This is a genomic window from Cyclobacterium roseum (assembly GCF_010119225.1).
GTDB lineage: Bacteria > Bacteroidota > Bacteroidia > Cytophagales > Cyclobacteriaceae > Cyclobacterium > Cyclobacterium roseum.
The window spans coordinates 1-16,204 of record NZ_WNKF01000010.1 but is presented as its reverse complement, the minus strand read 5'-3'; the positions used below and the strand labels follow the sequence as shown (position 1 = coordinate 16,204).

The window sequence follows — 16,204 nt, the reverse complement described above, 5'->3', positions numbered from 1 at the left end:
AAATTAAACAAGCATACCCATGCGTACGATGATAAAGAATTTTTATTACCTATTTGGCTCATTTCTGCTATTTTTCGTTTGGTCCTGTTCGGGACCTTCAACGAATGACTCCGGTTCGGAAGCGGCGGCGACCATGGAATCCGCTTCGGAAGAAGAGCGAGCCAGTCCACTAAAAACCACCTCCGGAGAAATCGGGAATAAGTCCATAACGGTGCAATACGGTTCACCTGGCATCAAGGGCCGGGAAATCTGGGGTGACCTGGTGCCCTACGAAGAAGTATGGCGGACTGGAGCCAATGAGGCTACCTATATCACGCTGGAAGAGAAGGTACTGATAGAAGGGGAGCCATTGGCTCCAGGAAAATATTCTCTTTTTACCATTCCCAGAGCCAATGATTCATGGACAGTCATCTTTAACGCTGAATGGGACCTGGAGCACGGGCATTTCCAATATGACGAGGAACAAGACGTGTTACGGGTTGAGGTAACTCCTACCTGGGTTGACGAAAGCCAGGAATGGCTTTCCATTGAGGTTGTTGCGGATGGTTTGGAAGTAAAATGGGAAAAACTGGTATTGCCCATCACGATTGAATGAAATACATCGGGTTCTTTATTTCGTTAATGATCACCTTGCTGATCGCGGTAGGGCTATCGATAAACCTGGCCGGTTTGCCTCCCCTTGCCAGTATATTTGATCCTTTTCGGGGATTTTGGCAAAATATGACGAGTGAAGACCGAAATCCGATAGAGGAACTGGATTTGGAAGGCTTAATGGCCCCTGTGCAAGTGAAATACGATACGAATCTGGTCCCCCATATTTTTGCAGAAAATGAGGCTGATTTGTTTCGGGTTCAAGGGTATGTGACCGCTGCCCACAGGCTGTGGCAAATGGAATTTCAGGTACGTGCTGCCGAAGGCAGGCTATCAGAGGTAGTCGGGGAAATTGCGTTGAATCACGACCGGGAAATGCGTCGAAAAGGGCTGGGCTTTGGTGCTGAAAACAAATTATCCTTCCTGGAAAAAACGGATCCGGAGACTTTGGCCCTCATGAAGGCTTACGCCGAAGGGGTCAATGCATACATACGAAATTTGTCCCCCGGGGACCTTCCCATCGAATACAAATTGCTGGACTATCAGCCCGAACCCTGGAGCCCGTTTAAGACCCTTATCTTTTTAATGAACATGGCGGAGACCTTGTCCGGCGACCGGGATCTGGCCTTTACCAATGTTAGAAATCTTTTTGGCGATACCTGGATGCAGCAGTTGTTTCCGGAGTACCCGGAAGGAACCCTTCCGGTGGTGTCAAAGGAAAACTGGGGCTTTCAACCGGAACCAGTTCCTGTTCCCGAACAGAATTATCCCGATTCTGGTTTGGTTTCCAGTGTATTACCGGACAAAGAACCCGGGTACGGGTCGAATAATTGGGCGGTGTCCGGTAGTAAAACGGAAAGTGGAAATGCGATGCTTGCCAATGACCCCCATTTGGCCTTGAACCTGCCCTCCCTTTGGTATGCGGTTCAGTTGAGCACGCCAGATTATTCCGTAAAAGGAGCGAGCCTTCCCGGTGCCATGGGAGTCATCATTGGATTTAACGAACGAATAGCCTGGGGAATGACCAATGCCGACAGGGATGTAAAAGATTGGTATAAAATTACGTTTAAAGACGAATCCCGGAAAGAATACCTGTACAACGGGCAGTGGATCCAGAGCACCATCCGGTTGGAAAGCATCAAAATAAAAGGTCAGCAAGATTATGTCGATACGGTGGTGTATACGCATTACGGGCCGGTGGTCTATGACAGAAACTTTCTAATGGAGGGGGGACCCACCGATTTTGCATTGAAGTGGACCGCGCATGAGGGCTCCAATGAGCAGCGGACCTTCCTAAGGCTGAATCAAGCAAGAGATCACGATGAATTTTTAGAAGCCATTGCCAGTTATGCTGCTCCCGCACAGAATTTTGCCTTTGCCGATATCGAGGGGAATATCGCCCTATCGGTTCAGGGAAAATTTCCCGTAAAATGGACCGGACAGGGAAAGTACCTGATGGATGGCAGTGATCCTGATTTTGAGTGGCAGGGCTGGATTCCGCAGGAGCATCAGGTTCGGGAATTCAATCCGGATCGGGGTTTCGTCATGTCGGCCAATCAGCATCCTGCTTCCGAAAACTACCCTTATTACGTCTTTGCAAACGAATTCGAATATTTCCGAAACCGGAGAATTCATGCGCGTTTATCGGAATTGCAGGCCATTTCGACAGCAGATATGATGGATCTTCAATTGGATAACTTTAACCTACATGCTTCGGAAATAGTCCCCTATATGCTGGAAAATCTGGATAGCAGTTACCAAACCCCGGTAAACCAAAAATGGATAACTCCCTTACAGTCCTGGGATTTTGATGCGGGGGCGGATATTTCGGCACCGGCCATTTTTACTTCCTGGTGGCGTAATTTGCAATCGGCCTTGTTCAGATCCTGGAATCCGGACCAACAGCCCCTTGTCTACCCCAATAAATACGTGCTTTCCCGCTTGCTGCGGCAGGAACCCTCAGGCCCCTGGTTTGATGACCCCTCAACGACGCAGCAAGAACAGGCTGGATATTGGATCGGTAGGGGATTTGAAAGGATGGTGAAAGAGATGGAGGTATTGGAAGTCCCTGTGGATTCCCTGACCTGGGCCGATTACAAGAGTACTACCCTTGCACACATCATCCCCAATCTGGAGGCATTTGGAAGAAAAAACATACCAATAGGGGGCGGTAAAAACATCGTAAACGCCACCAGCGACGACTGGGGGCCAGGTTGGCGAATGGTGGTGGAAATGGGGCCGGAAATTCAGGCCTTCGGAATTTACCCGGGGGGGCAGTCAGGAAATCCGGGGAGCCGTTTTTACGACAATATGATCGACAAGTGGGCTTCAGGTGATTATGTGAAAATGGACCTGAAGGGTGCGCAGGAGGAGGAAGAATTGCTTTTCAAAACACTTTTTAAACCGGAATAAGATGCGTCTACTCGTTCAATTGCTACTGAATGCACTGATCGCCTATGCCTTGGGCGGGCTGGTTCCCTATTGGGTCATCATGATCCTGATTGGGGCACTTGCCGTAGGCTGGAAAGGTCCGGCCTTAAATGCCTTTATAGCAGGCGCATTTGGGGTTGGCTTGGTTTGGCTACTGGTTCCGTTGATCACTTGGTCAGCCACCGATTCGGATTTTCCGGAACGGATTGCCGGGATCATGGAGATGGAAAATGGCGCGGTTCTGGTGGGAATTACGGCCGTGATGGGTTTTTTGATCGGCGGCTCAAGTGCCCTGACCGGCAATTTACTCTGGAAATTATTCCAGCGAAATCAATTTTATTAAACCCTTTAAGGTAGCAATCCTTGGTGCCGGAATACCGCATCCGGTTTTTTTTATCAAGGCATTTTCATTAAATTAGACGCTGTTAGAAGCGTTTTTAACGAACCTTACCGAAATACCTTTTTATACCAAGCAACCCACAGCCAGACATGTCCAAAACGATTATTGTTTCCAATAGACTGCCCATTAGTTTGCAACACAAAAATGGCAAGTTTGAATTTAAACCCAGTGCAGGTGGATTGGCCACTGGCTTGGGTTCCATCTATAAGGAAGGCGAGAATATATGGGTAGGCTGGCCCGGCAATGATGTAGCCGATGAAGACCAGCGAAATGAAATTGTCGATGAGCTAAAAAAGCTGAAAATGGCTCCTGTTTTTTTGACCAAAAAGGACGTAGAGCTTTATTACGAAGGGTTTAGCAACGAGACCATTTGGCCTGCCTTCCACTATTTCACCCAATACATCAATTACGAAGATTCTTACTGGGAAGCCTATGTACAGGTAAATCAGAAGTTCTGTGATGCGATATTGGCCAAGGCAAACCCGGATGATACCATCTGGGTCCACGATTATCAATTACTGCTCTTGCCAATGATGCTTCGGAATCACCTTCCCAATGCCACCATTGCTTTTTTTCAACACATACCCTTCCCGTCCTACGAGATCATCCGCATGTTGCCATGGAGAAAGGAAATGCTCGAAGGGATGGTGGGTTCCGATTTGATCGGTTTCCATACGTATGACGACATGCGCCACTTCCTCAGTGCGGTAGGGCGCATTCTGGGGCTTTCGAATGAAAGTGGGTTTATCCAGGCAGATAACCGCTTGATCAATGTGGATTCGTTTCCCATGGGCATTGACTACGAGAAATTTGCCAAGGCCGCTGTAAGTAAAAAGACGCTTAACCACGTTAAGAAATTTAAGGAAATGCTGGGGGATCAGAAATTATTGATCACCATTGACCGATTGGATTATTCCAAAGGAATTCCCCAACGTATCAAGGCTTTTACCCAATTATTGGAAGACCATCCCGAATACCATGGCAAGGTTTCCATGATCATGGTGGTGGTGCCTTCCCGGGATAAAGTAAGATCATACCAGGTACTAAAGGAGGAAATAGATACCCTGGTAGGGAGTATCAACAGTAAGTTCTCCACCCTAAATTGGGTGCCGGTGCATTATTTTTACAGGAGTTTCCCATTCAATGAGTTAAGTGCCTTCTATACCATGTCCGATATTGCGCTTGTCACCCCGCTCAGGGATGGGATGAATTTGGTGTGCAAGGAATTTGTCGCCAGTAAAACGCATAAAAAGGGCGTATTAATCCTTTCTGAAATGGCTGGTGCCAGTAAAGAGTTGGTAGATGCCATACTTGTTAACCCAAACAATCAGGAAGGGGTGGTAAAAGCCATCGTAGAAGCCCTGTCCATGGACGAAGAAGAGCAAGAGTTACGGATAGGTTCCATGCAATCCAGCCTGAAAAAATACGATATTTTTCAGTGGGTAAAGGTATTCATGGATCGGCTGACGCATGTCAAGGAAAAGCAAACCGAGTTGGAATCCAAATCCCTGGATTCTAAAATAATGCGGCAATTAGTTGATTCATTTAAAGCGGCAAAACGGCCCATCGTTTTTTTGGATTATGACGGGACCTTAGTAGGATTCAAAAGTCGTCCGCAGGATGCTTTTCCCGACGAGGAGCTGAAGTCCCTGGTCGCCACGCTCTCCAAGGTATGTCAGGTGGTCATTATCAGTGGACGGGATAAGGAAACCTTGGGCAAATGGTTTAAAGGACAACACGTGGATATGATCGCCGAACATGGCGTTTGGCTCAAAAAGAAGGACCAGCCGGAGGAATGGTCCCTGTATGCAGATGTAGACGATAGCTGGAAAGAGGATATCCGGCAGGTAATGGAATATTATGTACTGAGAACTCCGGGGGCCTTCATCGAAGAAAAACACCATTCCCTGGTTTGGCATTACCGGAAGGTGGAGAGTGGCCTGGGCGACCTGCGGATGAGGGAGTTATTCAGTCACCTTAAATACATGGCCCGGGGCCACAATTTGCAAGTGCTGGAAGGAAATATGGTTTTGGAAATCAAAAGGCCCGACATCAATAAAGGTCGTGCTGCCTTGTCCATGATGAGAGGCGAAGAGTACGATTTTGTGATGGCCCTGGGAGATGATTGGACAGATGAAGACACCTTTAAAGCCATGCCCAAAAGTGCCTATACCATACGGGTAGGATATGCTTACACGCAGGCAAATTACAATATCAAGAACCCTAAAGAGGTCCGGGTATTGCTGAATAAGTTGATTGATTAACTGGCTATCTCCAATGGTATCCCCAAATCGGGATACCATTGGTATTTACACCCGCATGTAATCTCCTTGCCAGTCCTTGATGGCCCTTTTAATTTCCCCGGGGCTTAGGTTTTCTTGAATAGCCCGGTCTATCAGTGGGAGGAGTTCCTTACTTCCGGCAAAGCGCAGGGCTATGAGTTGCTTCATATTCAGTTTCTTTTCCAGGTGCAAAAATGGTTTGCCGGAAAGCTGGAAATACCGCAACCTCATTTCCAGCCGGATGATGCGGTTTTGATTTTTCAATGCATATATTCGGGACATGACGGGCAGCAAAAAAAGGACCACCGCTCCTAAAGCCAGGTAAAGGCTGTGCAGCCAATCCCCACCCGCTGCAAATGCTTCTGCCAGGTTCCAAAAAGACCAGGAGAGTAAAATCAGCGTAAGCGGAGCCACGACATAATGATGTAAGGGGAAATACCGGCTATGGTTGGCGTAGTTTTGCATGGGAGATAAAAGTTTGTCTGTTTGATTGAACGCAAAAATAGGAATTCTAGAATCAGTTCGATTTTATTTTTATAGTATTCATTTGGAAAATGAAAATTTGTCAAACACGGCAATCAAGTGTCGAAGCAGCCATTTGTTCCAAATCTGTCATAATACCCAGATTTTACCGGTTATTAAAATAAATGATTTTCTCATTCAATTGTTTAAAATTTAGCTCTCCGCCCGTTTCCTTTAAATGAGTCATGATGGCCAGGGCCTTGTTTAGCTGGCTTTGTGGATTTTTCACTTTGCCGGTGAGGTAGACTAAACTTCGTTGTTTTCCTTTCGTGAGTGCATAAAAATGCATGCTAAATAGTTCATCCTGCTCCAAAAGGAGTTGCAGGGGTTCGGGCATGGAGTGACCAAACTCTGAAAGGTCAGACTCCAGACTAACCTGCACCTGTGATTCGGGATTCAGGCGAAGGGTCGTTTTTATCTTTTTGTTGATCAAGACAAACCAATAATCCTGGCATTTCATCAAGGCTGCCGAAAAGGTATGGCTATCATTTAGCGTGCAAATGATTCGTTTATTTCCTTCCCGCATGAGCTCACGGACCACTTCCTCCGGAACGGGCAGGTGATATTGCCACAAGTCCGAATGAAAATTTTTCAGCTCGGTTTGGAAGGCATGTTTCATGGGGAAGGGAGAGCTTGAGTTGGCGGCAGTTGAAGAATCCAGGTTCCCAGCTTTTCCATCATCGGTTCGTGCATGGTTTCCTCGATTTCGCCGTATTCGGACACGGCTCCGGTTGGAGCAGCTTGAAACAAATGGTTCAGATTCTCGAAACGATGTATCTCAAATAATGCCATGTCCATCGCCTCCAGGGCTAGGAAATGAAGAACTAATGGAAGTTTTTGGATACCCAAATCGAGTTCTCCTCTCCAGGAGCCACTAATTTCCTGGTTTTGGGCAAATAGTCCTGACGCCATAAAGGTAAAGACCCCTACACAGCCCCAGTACAACAGCAGAGAGGTGCCGGATGAAACAGCACCCGTTCTTTCCCGGGAGAAGAAGGGAAATTTATTCCATAGCGGCAGGCATTTCATTTTTGGGGATCAGGTTTAGCATGTTTTGACCATTGTCCTTATAAATGGCCTCATTAAGCGAGTAAAAATAGGCCCCTTTTTTGGAGGTGGATTTATCCTTTTCGTTTTTCTTTTTCAGGATATTGCTGGACAGTAATTTCCGGGTAAAATTTCGTTTGTCAATCTTGGTGTCGAAGAGTCCTTCGTACAAGGCCTGCAGCTGAGGCAGGGTAAACTTCTCCGGAAGCAATTCAAACAAGATGGGGTGAAGCGATGCCTTATAACGGAGGCGATTAAGTGCCATCTGCACCATTTCCTCATGGTCAAAAATCAGTTGGGGTAATTCTTTCATCAAAAACCAGCGGGCATGGAAATCATCGTTTATTTGCTTTTCGTATTTTTCGATATCGATCAGGGCCATGTAAACGACTCCCACCACGCGCTCTACCGGGTCTCGATCCGGTCGGCTAAACGCATGCATTTGATCCAAATAAACGTTTTCCAATCCGGTTAGCTGTTTTAGGATTCGCGTGGCCGCTTCATCAAGGGATTCTGTGGGTTGGAGAAACCCACCCATCAGGCTCCACTTTTCTTTTTCTGGCGCAAACCCACGCTGTACCAGTAATAATTTGTAGTCTTGACCATCAAATCCGAAAATAATGCAATCCACGGCTACCAAAACCCTGGTCTGACTGGAATATTTAATCATAATAGCTTTTAATCTAAGTCTACCGTTAGTCGTTTTTGTTTTGCCAATAATTACTTCCTAAAATAGCATATGGGCTATTCTGCGGGATTACCAAGACCTAATTACCTACCCGGAAATCATTCGTTGGTAATATCCGGTTTTAAGTTTACTTATTTTTTTTTCAAACGTCACTATTACGATTAAAAAAAATAATGGAATTCCGGATAGGCAGTCCAAAAAAAGGAAACAGGGATTAAGGCTGAAAAACCTTCAGGTTTGGGTACTGGGAATCATATTTTTTTTACAAAAGGATTTTTCTGATTTAAAACACAAAAAATTAGTTATAAAAAAAGATCCCCTATAATTTTTTTCTTGATAATAAAATCCATATAATTTGGAATAATTCAGATGAAATCACCCTGTTAAGATTAAAGATTCCCTTTGCTTAAAGGGAGGTTTCTTGTTAAGTAAAATATAATTTCGTTAAGGTTAATTAAAAGCTGTAAAAACAAAGCGATGTTTTGTTTTTCATGTATTAAAAAAACCGTTCATCAATAAATCAAGTGCCTATGGAAAACTGATTCGTGACAAGCGAAGAAAAACGATTAAGAAAAATCTAACAATTAACAACAATCCATTATGAAAAAACAAGTACTTAATTGTCGCCTGGTGAAATCGATTTCATGCCTGGCGGCAATCCTGTTTTACCTGGTATCCGGCAGCCTGATGGCGCAGGAACAGCAATTAGACAGGAATCTAGAGAATGTGGCAGTGAATGTGCCAGACAGAGCCTCCATCAGCAGCGTGGAGAAAACCCAAAATGAATTTGATATCACCGTATCCGGGACCGTGACGGACCAAAATGGGCAACCCATACCCGGTGCTACCGTATCCGTTCCGGGTACCTCCGTAGGTACGGCGACGGATCTGGATGGAAAATATTCCGTGACCGTACCGGAAGGAGTCTCCCTGGTATTCTCTTTTATTGGCTTTGAAAGTAAGACCGTAGAAGTCGGAAACCAGCAAACCATTGATGTCACCTTGGTAGAAAGTGCGCAAGCATTGGATGAAGTGGTGGTCGTTGGATATGGTACGCAGGAGAAAGTAAACCTAACAGGAGCTGTTGGGGTAGCTACTAGTGAGCGACTCGAAAGCAGGCCGATTGCGAATGTGGCAGAAGGGCTGCAAGGGGTAATTCCCAACCTGAACATTACCCCCCAAAACGGAGATCCCTCGCAGAGTCCGTCTTTCAATATTCGAGGATTTCAATCCATCAATGGGGGTTCTCCTTTGATTTTGGTGGATAACGTTCCCATGGACCTAAACAGGATCAATCCCAATGATATTGAGAGTGTATCCGTACTAAAAGATGCTTCCGCCGCTGCCGTTTACGGTGCCCGGGCTGCATTTGGAGTTGTTTTGGTCACTACTAAAAGCGGAAAAGCCGGTAAAGTAAGAGTATCCTTAAATAGCCAGTTTTCATTAGCCAAACCGATCTTCAATATGGATCCGGTCACGGATCCGCATGATTTTGTAAATGCCAGAAACACTGCGAATATTCGAACTAACGGCGTGCCTAGTTTTGATGATGACATGGTGGAAGGCACTCGCAGATGGTCTGAAAACCCAATCCCCGAAAACGAATGGGGCGTGGTAGATGGAAACCTTCGTTTTTACGGTTTTAACAATTACCAGAACAATATCATGACGGACTTTGCTCCCACGCAACAGCATGATTTATCCATTTCAGGGGGTTCAGAAAATTCGAATTATTTCGTTTCCTTTGGTCACTTGAATAAGGATGGGTACCTGGATTCAGAGCGCAATGAAAATTTCAAGCGATACAACATCCTGATGAAAGGGGAATTTAAAATAACAGATTGGTTGACCCTTGATGAGAAAATCGTGATCAACTCTCAGCAGACTGACAAACCTTATTTCTACAACTGGGATGTGAATATCAACTCACTGGCGAGGGTAAATCCAATTATGCCCATTCAATTTCCTGATTTGCCTCACTACATAGAGCCAGGTGACCGAGAGCAGTACGAACAATACATTGGGATGTATTTTGGCGGAACTAATTTCTGGCCCTATCTGGAAGATGGAGGAAGAAATACCTGGACAAATAACGATATTTGGTTGACGCAGGGAGCAACGCTCACGCCAGCGGAAGGCCTTACGATTAAGTCTAATTTCTCGTATAATTTCTTTCACAGAACACAGCAGGAAGTAGCCAGCAAAATTGATATTGTCGACAACAACCTCCTGGCCGATCAAATGATTAGTAATGGTTTCAGCGGTAACGATTTCATCGATGAAAGAAATACTTATAACCAGTATTATGTTTTCAATGCCTATGCGGATTACCAAGTTCCACTTCCGGAAATACACAATCTGAAAACCATGATTGGTTTTAATCAGGAGTGGGGTCAGAATAAATTCGTCCGATCACAAGCCAATACCTTGCTTACTCCCCTAATTACGGATTTAAATGCCACCATTGGGATGCAGCAAACAGCAGGAAGCAGTAGTCATGTTTCGTTGAGGGGAGCCTTTTACCGGGTAAACTATATTTTTGACGAACGATTCCTACTGGAAGCCAATGGGCGGTACGACGGTACTTCTCGTTTTCCTCAGGACAGTCGTTTTGGTTTCTTCCCTTCTTTCTCTGCAGGATGGAGACTTTCGAATGAAAACTGGATGGCGGGAACCAGCAGCTGGATGGACGAATTGAAAATAAGAGCTTCCTACGGAACCTTAGGTAATCAATTATTAGGTAATAATTTTTACCCCTATATTCCTACCATGGGAACCGGTCAATCTCCTTATATGATGAGTGCCGGTCAGCGAACACCTTATGTGTCTCCTGCCGGATTGGTAAGTCCGACCTTGACCTGGGAAACGGTTGTATCTCAGAATGTTGGTCTTGACTTCACCTTATTTGGCGGTAAAATTGATGCCTCTTTTGATGTATTTTCGAGGGAAACCAAAGATATGCTGATGAGGCAACAATACCCATCCATATTGGGAACTGGTGCGCCACAATCCAATGCGGCTGACCTTAAGACTACTGGCTGGGAACTGGCATTAACCTGGAGGGACCAGGTCAGAGACGACTTGAATTATGACATTACCCTGGCCTTGTCAGATTGGACGGCTGAGATTACCAGGTTTATCAATCCCGAGGGAGTGATTAATCAGTATTATGAAGGCCAACAATTGGGAGAAATCTGGGGCTATGAAACCGTTGGTATATTCCAGACGGAAGAAGCGGTAGATAACCATGCCGATCAGTCCCGCTTGGGAGCCAACTGGAGACCAGGAGACATCCAATATGCGGACCTGAATAACGATGGTGTGATTTCACCAGGTAACAACACGCTTTCCGAGCCGGGAGACAGAAGGGTGATAGGAAATAATACACCAAGATATAGTTTCGGTGTCAACAATAACCTGCAATGGAGAAATTTCAACTTGAATTTGTTCTTCCAGGGAGTAGGGAGAAGGGACCACTGGCCAACCTCAGGCAACTGGACCTGGTTTTTCCCTTTCAACGCCGGGCACGTGGAGAAATATTTTATCACCGATTCCTGGTCTGAAGATAACAGGGATGCTTATTTTGCCCATCCTCATATCTCTACCAATGATAAAAAGAATATCCAGCCTCAAACACGGTTTTTGCAGAATGCAGCCTATGTACGTCTGAAAAATGTCAACTTGAGTTATAATCTGCCCCTTAGTTGGATGGAAACGATCGGTTTTCAAAATGCCAATATTTACTTTGCGGGCATGAATCTTTGGGAATATTCTCCTATACGTAAGCCCTTGGATCCTGAGTCCATTTATTCAGGAGCTATTGAGTACCCGATGCAACGTGTGTACACGCTAGGTGCGAGAATAACCTTCTAATAAAAAACCGAAAATACTATGAAAAGCAATAAATATATTTGGATCATGACTTGCCTTTTGGCAGTGATGTTTTCCGCCTGCAACGATGAATTCCTGGAACGCTATCCACTGGATGAAGTGAGTAACGAGACATTCTGGAATACAGAAAATGACCTGGCTACCTACAACAATACACTGTACCACATGGCATTAAACGATAACGATGTGCCCATTATGATGGCCCATGATGATGGGTTTGACAGTCATAGGTATAGTTATTATTTCCAGGATGAATTTACAGATAACCTGGCTCCCAGGCACGAGCGGCACTTGTTTTACCAGCAGGTAAGAGCCGGGAGACAAATTGTACCCAATGGTGCCCAACCCTTTGGCTATAGGGGATGGCATTTTGTCAGAGCCATCAATATTGGACTGGAAAACTACCCCAAAGCAGCCATCCCTGATGCAACTCGTAATAAGTATGTAGGGGAAGCCAGACTGTTCAGAGGCTGGTTCTATGCTGATAAAGTTCAGAAATTTGGGGATGTTCCCTGGGTGGAAAAAGAACTCAATATCGATGACGAAGCCCTCTTTGCCGCAAGAACGCCAAGAGAAGAGGCGATGGATAATGTCCTGGCTGATCTGGAATTTGCCGCTACCCACATTCCTGATGACTGGGGAGATGGCAACGAGCCGGGCCGATTGAACCGTTGGGCCGCTTTGGCCATCATGTCCCGGGTTTGTCTGTTTGAAGGTACCTGGAGAAAATACCACGGTGGATCCAATGCCGAAATGTGGTTGACAAAAGCGGCGGAAGCGGCCAAGGAAATCATGGACAACGGCCCCTATTCGGTGTACAATACCGGGGATCCGGAAAACGATTTCAATGCCTTTCATCGACAGTTGGATGTAAGTGGCAATCCGGAGGTGATGGTGTGGAGAAGGTACCAATTGGGAATCTATACCAATCACGTCCAAAGCTATTTCAGCTATACAGGTGGAGCCACCAAAAGTTTTGTCGAAGATTTCCTGGCAACCGATGGCTTACCGATTTCTATGTCTCCGCTGTATCAGGGCGATGAGACCATTGAAGATGTCTTTGCTAACCGGGATCCTCGCTTACGACAGACGATCCTTCATCCGGATGATTCCGAAAAGTACAAATACCATAATAATGATGGAAGGGATTACCCCAGAATTGTAGGGATGCCCGGAGGCCTTACTACCACAACGGGTTATCACATTGTCAAACATTACAATGCAGATGATATGATCGGCAAGGCTTACAATACAGCGGAAACGCCCGGAATCATTCTTCGATACGGGGAAGTGTTGCTGAATTATGCAGAGGCCAAGGCCGAGCTGGGTGAAATCACCCAGGCCGACCTGGATATGAGTATCAATCTGCTTAGAGACCGGGTAGCCATGCCTCACCTGGATGTAAATCCACCGATGGATCCCCGATATGCCAATGATGGTATTTCCCCCTTACTAGTAGAGATCAGAAGGGAAAGAAGGGTTGAGTTGTTTTTGGAAGGTTTCCGATACAACGACCTGAAGCGTTGGAAGCAGGGTAAAAAACTGGAAAGCCCTGATTTGGGTATCCGGTGGACTGCAGACGCTGAAGCCAGGTACGCCGGTGCAGCCATACAGACCAGTGTAGATCCCGATAACGGAAATACCTATATCGATGTGTATAAAGGCACCGACTGGGAAAATCCGGTATTCGATGAAGGCAAGCATTACTTTTGGCCCCTTCCACTGGATGACCTGGCTCAAAATCCGCAACTGGAGCAAAATCCTGGTTACGAATAAAATATTGGTTTAGTTAGGTGACTTTCAGAATTGGAGTCATTAGAAAGACCAAGTTCTAAATATTGGTAAAAGGTCAGTTTTAATCTGGCTGTTAAATTTGATAAGACCTGTCAACAATTTTTCCCGGATCGTTTTTTCGGAGGAATTGTTGGCAGGTTTTTTCTTTATATTACATGGAAGGATTGAAAGGAATAGTAGAAAAATGTAAATTACCTTTTGTAAACAGCAGAATGAACGGCTAAATTCTTGTTTCGATACCTAAAATCGCCATTTCGACTAAACCTTTCCTACCTTACTGAATTCCATGTTGAATGATTGAAAATCCATAAAATAACTATGAAAAACCCAAAATTACTTCTGTGTATATTTCTGTTTGCAGGTATCCTTGCAGGACCTTCAAAGGGAACAGCGGTAGCCTCAACGATTGCTGTTGACCCGTTTTTAGATCAAGATCCCCCCAAGCTGGAAAATCCCATCACGGTAAACTACATCAAGCGCAACCTGCGCAAAAGAAGCCCGAAACTGGCCCTTACACCCGCCTGGGAACGAAACCTGAAGCGAGAAATTAAACAGGATCCGATGGTGGCCAATTACTACGAAGCAGTGAAAGCCAATGCCGAAGCAGTACTTAGTGAGCCGGTATTAACCCGAAAGGTAGTGGGGCGCCGGCTATTGGGAACTTCCCGTGACATGCTGCACCGAATGAACGTATTGGGGATTACTTATCGAATTGACGGCGATCAAAAGTACCTGGACAAGATAAATGAAGAGCTGCTGGCCGTTTCCAATTTTTCTGACTGGAATCCCTCGCATTTTCTGGATGTGGCAGAAATGGCAACTGCCGTGGCCCTGGCCATTGATTGGGTAGGGAAGGACCTGCCAAAATCAACCGTAGCTTTGGCCAAAACCGCTTTGATTGAAAAAGGCATTCAGCCCAGTTGGGAAGGCAACCACGGCTGGATCGATGGAACCAATAACTGGAACCAGGTTTGTAACGGAGGCATGATTGCAGCATCCATCATGATAGCTGACCAGGATCCGGAATTGGCCGCCAAAACCATTTCCCGTTCCCTGGATGGCATGCCCCATGCCCTGGAAGAGTATGGTCCGGATGGGGTGTACCCGGAAGGGTCTACCTATTGGGGCTATGGAACCGCCTTTTCGGTCCTGACATCCGCCATGCTGGAATCAGCCTTTGGAACCGATTTTGGCATAGCCGAATACCCGGCCTTCAAAGCCAGTGCCGATTTCAGGAAACTAAGCATTGCCCCTTCCGGCTGGTATTACAATTATGCGGACTGCGGAGATAAACATGGAACAAGCGGGGACATTATTTTGGCCTGGTTTGGGACCAAAACAGGGAATCCACTATATATCGAAAATGAAAAGTTCCTCCAGCCAACAGCGGATATGGGCAAGTTGCACCGTATAGCCGGTGCGGGCCTGATCTGGCTGGCACAATTTGAATCCACATCAGAAGAAGGTCTTCCTACTGCCTGGAAAGGAGATGGATCCAATCCAATAACCATTTTTCGGGATGATTCAGACGCTGCCGATGCGTATTATTTTGGCGGTAAAGGAGGCAAGGCCACCATCAGTCATGGCAATATGGATGCCGGTTCCTTTATTTGGGAATTGAACGGGGTCAGATGGGTAATCGATCCGGGAAACCAGCCTTACCACGAACTGGAAACAACGGGATTCAACCTTTGGGGAAGTTGTCAGGATTGTGAACGCTGGACTTTGCTGACTAAAAACAATTACGGTCATAGCACCTTGACGGTAAACAATGAATTGCATGTCAACGATGGTTTTGCCAGCCTGGAAAATTTCTCGAAGGGAGCTCAACCCGAAGCCCTGTTTGACCTGACATCGGTTTTTGGGGGTAATCTAGATAAGGCGCACCGGAAGTTTGTACGTCTGGATGATCATTCCTTACTAATAGAGGATCAGCTGGTCACCAATGAAAACACCGAGATGATCACCTGGCAGCTCATGACGCAGGCGGATGTGGAAATCGTTCCGGGCGGAGCGATCCTGAGGCAGGATGGAAAGCAGGTGAAATTGGAAAATTTATCCCATCCGGATCTAGCGGTTTCGGTCGTTTCTCTTGATCCCGCTCCGCTGAAATTGGACAGGCAAATTGATGGATTGAAGCGTATTGAAATCCGAATTCCTGCCTGGGCGCTGGAAAAAGAAACCACCCTGAAAGTGAAGTTAGAGGCTTTGTAGGGATGAGTCGATTTAAGACTTAGACACCGAGAAAAAAAATAGTGAACCATATAAGTGATATAAGGGCATTGAAGAATTTAGCTTAAACCCTGCTGTTCGACATTTGCAATGTCGAACCACAGATAAACAGGATTTGCAATCCTGCTTACGTATCCGTCCGGGGATTACAAATCCCCCGATCTGTGCCACGGAATTACAAATTCCGCGGAGCCGTGCTGTTCGATATTTGCAATGTCGAACCACAGATAAACAGGATTTGCAATCCTGCTTACGTATCCGTCCGGGGATTACAAATCCCCCGATCTGTGCCACGGAATTACAAATTCCGCGGAGCCGTGCTGTTCG

The 16,204-nt window shown here is 45.9% G+C and carries 11 protein-coding genes; 7 read left to right on the top strand and 4 right to left on the bottom strand.

Annotated features, from left to right (window positions below; genetic code table 11):
• Positions 1-19 precede the first annotated feature (19 nt).
• The 4 genes from GJQ68_RS14475 to GJQ68_RS14460 all read left to right on the top strand — a co-directional run bounded on the left by GJQ68_RS14475 (position 20) and on the right by GJQ68_RS14460 (position 5,685).
• Positions 20-595: a DUF2911 domain-containing protein gene (locus tag GJQ68_RS14475; RefSeq protein ID WP_162417972.1), complete on the top strand. Its 576-nt coding sequence runs from the start codon at positions 20-22 to the stop codon at positions 593-595.
• Positions 592-3,003: a penicillin acylase family protein gene (locus tag GJQ68_RS14470; RefSeq protein WP_162417971.1), complete on the top strand. Its 2,412-nt coding sequence runs from the start codon at positions 592-594 to the stop codon at positions 3,001-3,003. The genes GJQ68_RS14475 and GJQ68_RS14470 overlap by 4 nt, the downstream gene beginning before the upstream one ends.
• Before the next feature lies 1 nt (position 3,004).
• Positions 3,005-3,364: a hypothetical protein gene (locus tag GJQ68_RS14465; protein WP_162417970.1), complete on the top strand. Its 360-nt coding sequence runs from the start codon at positions 3,005-3,007 to the stop codon at positions 3,362-3,364.
• 146 nt (positions 3,365-3,510) lie between these two features.
• Complete coding sequence (locus GJQ68_RS14460; RefSeq protein ID WP_162417969.1) at positions 3,511-5,685, top strand: bifunctional alpha,alpha-trehalose-phosphate synthase (UDP-forming)/trehalose-phosphatase; 2,175 nt, start codon at positions 3,511-3,513, stop codon at positions 5,683-5,685.
• Between the two features lie 45 nt (positions 5,686-5,730).
• Here the strand turns inward: GJQ68_RS14460 and GJQ68_RS14455 are convergent, their stop codons facing one another.
• The 4 genes from GJQ68_RS14455 to GJQ68_RS14440 all read right to left on the bottom strand — a co-directional run bounded on the left by GJQ68_RS14455 (position 5,731) and on the right by GJQ68_RS14440 (position 7,942).
• Complete coding sequence (locus GJQ68_RS14455) at positions 5,731-6,168, bottom strand: DUF6526 family protein (protein WP_162417968.1); 438 nt, start codon at positions 6,166-6,168, stop codon at positions 5,731-5,733.
• Positions 6,169-6,331: 163 nt separating this feature from the next.
• Positions 6,332-6,844, bottom strand: a complete 513-nt coding sequence (locus GJQ68_RS14450) for a DUF1905 domain-containing protein (protein ID WP_162417967.1) — start codon at positions 6,842-6,844, stop codon at positions 6,332-6,334.
• The gene (locus GJQ68_RS14445; RefSeq protein WP_162417966.1) at positions 6,841-7,254 is read right to left on the bottom strand and encodes a hypothetical protein; all 414 of its coding nucleotides are present in this window, start codon (positions 7,252-7,254) and stop codon (positions 6,841-6,843) included. The genes GJQ68_RS14450 and GJQ68_RS14445 overlap by 4 nt, the downstream gene beginning before the upstream one ends.
• Positions 7,229-7,942 (bottom strand): NUDIX hydrolase, encoded by a 714-nt coding sequence (locus GJQ68_RS14440; protein ID WP_162417965.1) that lies wholly within the window; start codon positions 7,940-7,942, stop codon positions 7,229-7,231. The genes GJQ68_RS14445 and GJQ68_RS14440 overlap by 26 nt, the downstream gene beginning before the upstream one ends.
• A 618-nt stretch (positions 7,943-8,560) precedes the next feature.
• On the opposite strand from GJQ68_RS14440, the gene GJQ68_RS14435 reads away from it, so the two are divergent.
• The 3 genes from GJQ68_RS14435 to GJQ68_RS14425 all read left to right on the top strand — a co-directional run bounded on the left by GJQ68_RS14435 (position 8,561) and on the right by GJQ68_RS14425 (position 15,859).
• Positions 8,561-11,833: a SusC/RagA family TonB-linked outer membrane protein gene (locus GJQ68_RS14435; RefSeq protein WP_162340129.1), complete on the top strand. Its 3,273-nt coding sequence runs from the start codon at positions 8,561-8,563 to the stop codon at positions 11,831-11,833.
• 18 nt (positions 11,834-11,851) lie between these two features.
• Entirely contained in the window at positions 11,852-13,627 is a 1,776-nt protein-coding gene (locus tag GJQ68_RS14430; RefSeq protein ID WP_162340130.1) for a RagB/SusD family nutrient uptake outer membrane protein, read from the top strand.
• 336 nt (positions 13,628-13,963) lie between these two features.
• Positions 13,964-15,859 carry a heparinase II/III domain-containing protein gene (locus tag GJQ68_RS14425; RefSeq protein ID WP_162417964.1) on the top strand — a complete coding sequence of 632 codons (1,896 nt, stop codon included), beginning with the start codon at positions 13,964-13,966 and terminating at the stop codon, positions 15,857-15,859.
• Positions 15,860-16,204 lie beyond the last annotated feature (345 nt).

What these genes read in the sequence shown, in the direction of transcription:
- GJQ68_RS14475 (WP_162417972.1), top strand. Translation starts at nt 20, where the DNA reads ATGCGTACGATGATAAAGAATTTTTATTACCTATTTGGCTCATTTCTG.
- GJQ68_RS14470 (WP_162417971.1), top strand. Translation starts at nt 592, where the DNA reads ATGAAATACATCGGGTTCTTTATTTCGTTAATGATCACCTTGCTGATC.
- GJQ68_RS14465 (WP_162417970.1), top strand. Translation starts at nt 3,005, where the DNA reads ATGCGTCTACTCGTTCAATTGCTACTGAATGCACTGATCGCCTATGCC.
- GJQ68_RS14460 (WP_162417969.1), top strand. Translation starts at nt 3,511, where the DNA reads ATGTCCAAAACGATTATTGTTTCCAATAGACTGCCCATTAGTTTGCAA.
- GJQ68_RS14455 (WP_162417968.1), bottom strand. Translation starts at nt 6,168, where the DNA reads ATGCAAAACTACGCCAACCATAGCCGGTATTTCCCCTTACATCATTAT.
- GJQ68_RS14450 (WP_162417967.1), bottom strand. Translation starts at nt 6,844, where the DNA reads ATGAAACATGCCTTCCAAACCGAGCTGAAAAATTTTCATTCGGACTTG.
- GJQ68_RS14445 (WP_162417966.1), bottom strand. Translation starts at nt 7,254, where the DNA reads ATGAAATGCCTGCCGCTATGGAATAAATTTCCCTTCTTCTCCCGGGAA.
- GJQ68_RS14440 (WP_162417965.1), bottom strand. Translation starts at nt 7,942, where the DNA reads ATGATTAAATATTCCAGTCAGACCAGGGTTTTGGTAGCCGTGGATTGC.
- GJQ68_RS14435 (WP_162340129.1), top strand. Translation starts at nt 8,561, where the DNA reads ATGAAAAAACAAGTACTTAATTGTCGCCTGGTGAAATCGATTTCATGC.
- GJQ68_RS14430 (WP_162340130.1), top strand. Translation starts at nt 11,852, where the DNA reads ATGAAAAGCAATAAATATATTTGGATCATGACTTGCCTTTTGGCAGTG.
- GJQ68_RS14425 (WP_162417964.1), top strand. Translation starts at nt 13,964, where the DNA reads ATGAAAAACCCAAAATTACTTCTGTGTATATTTCTGTTTGCAGGTATC.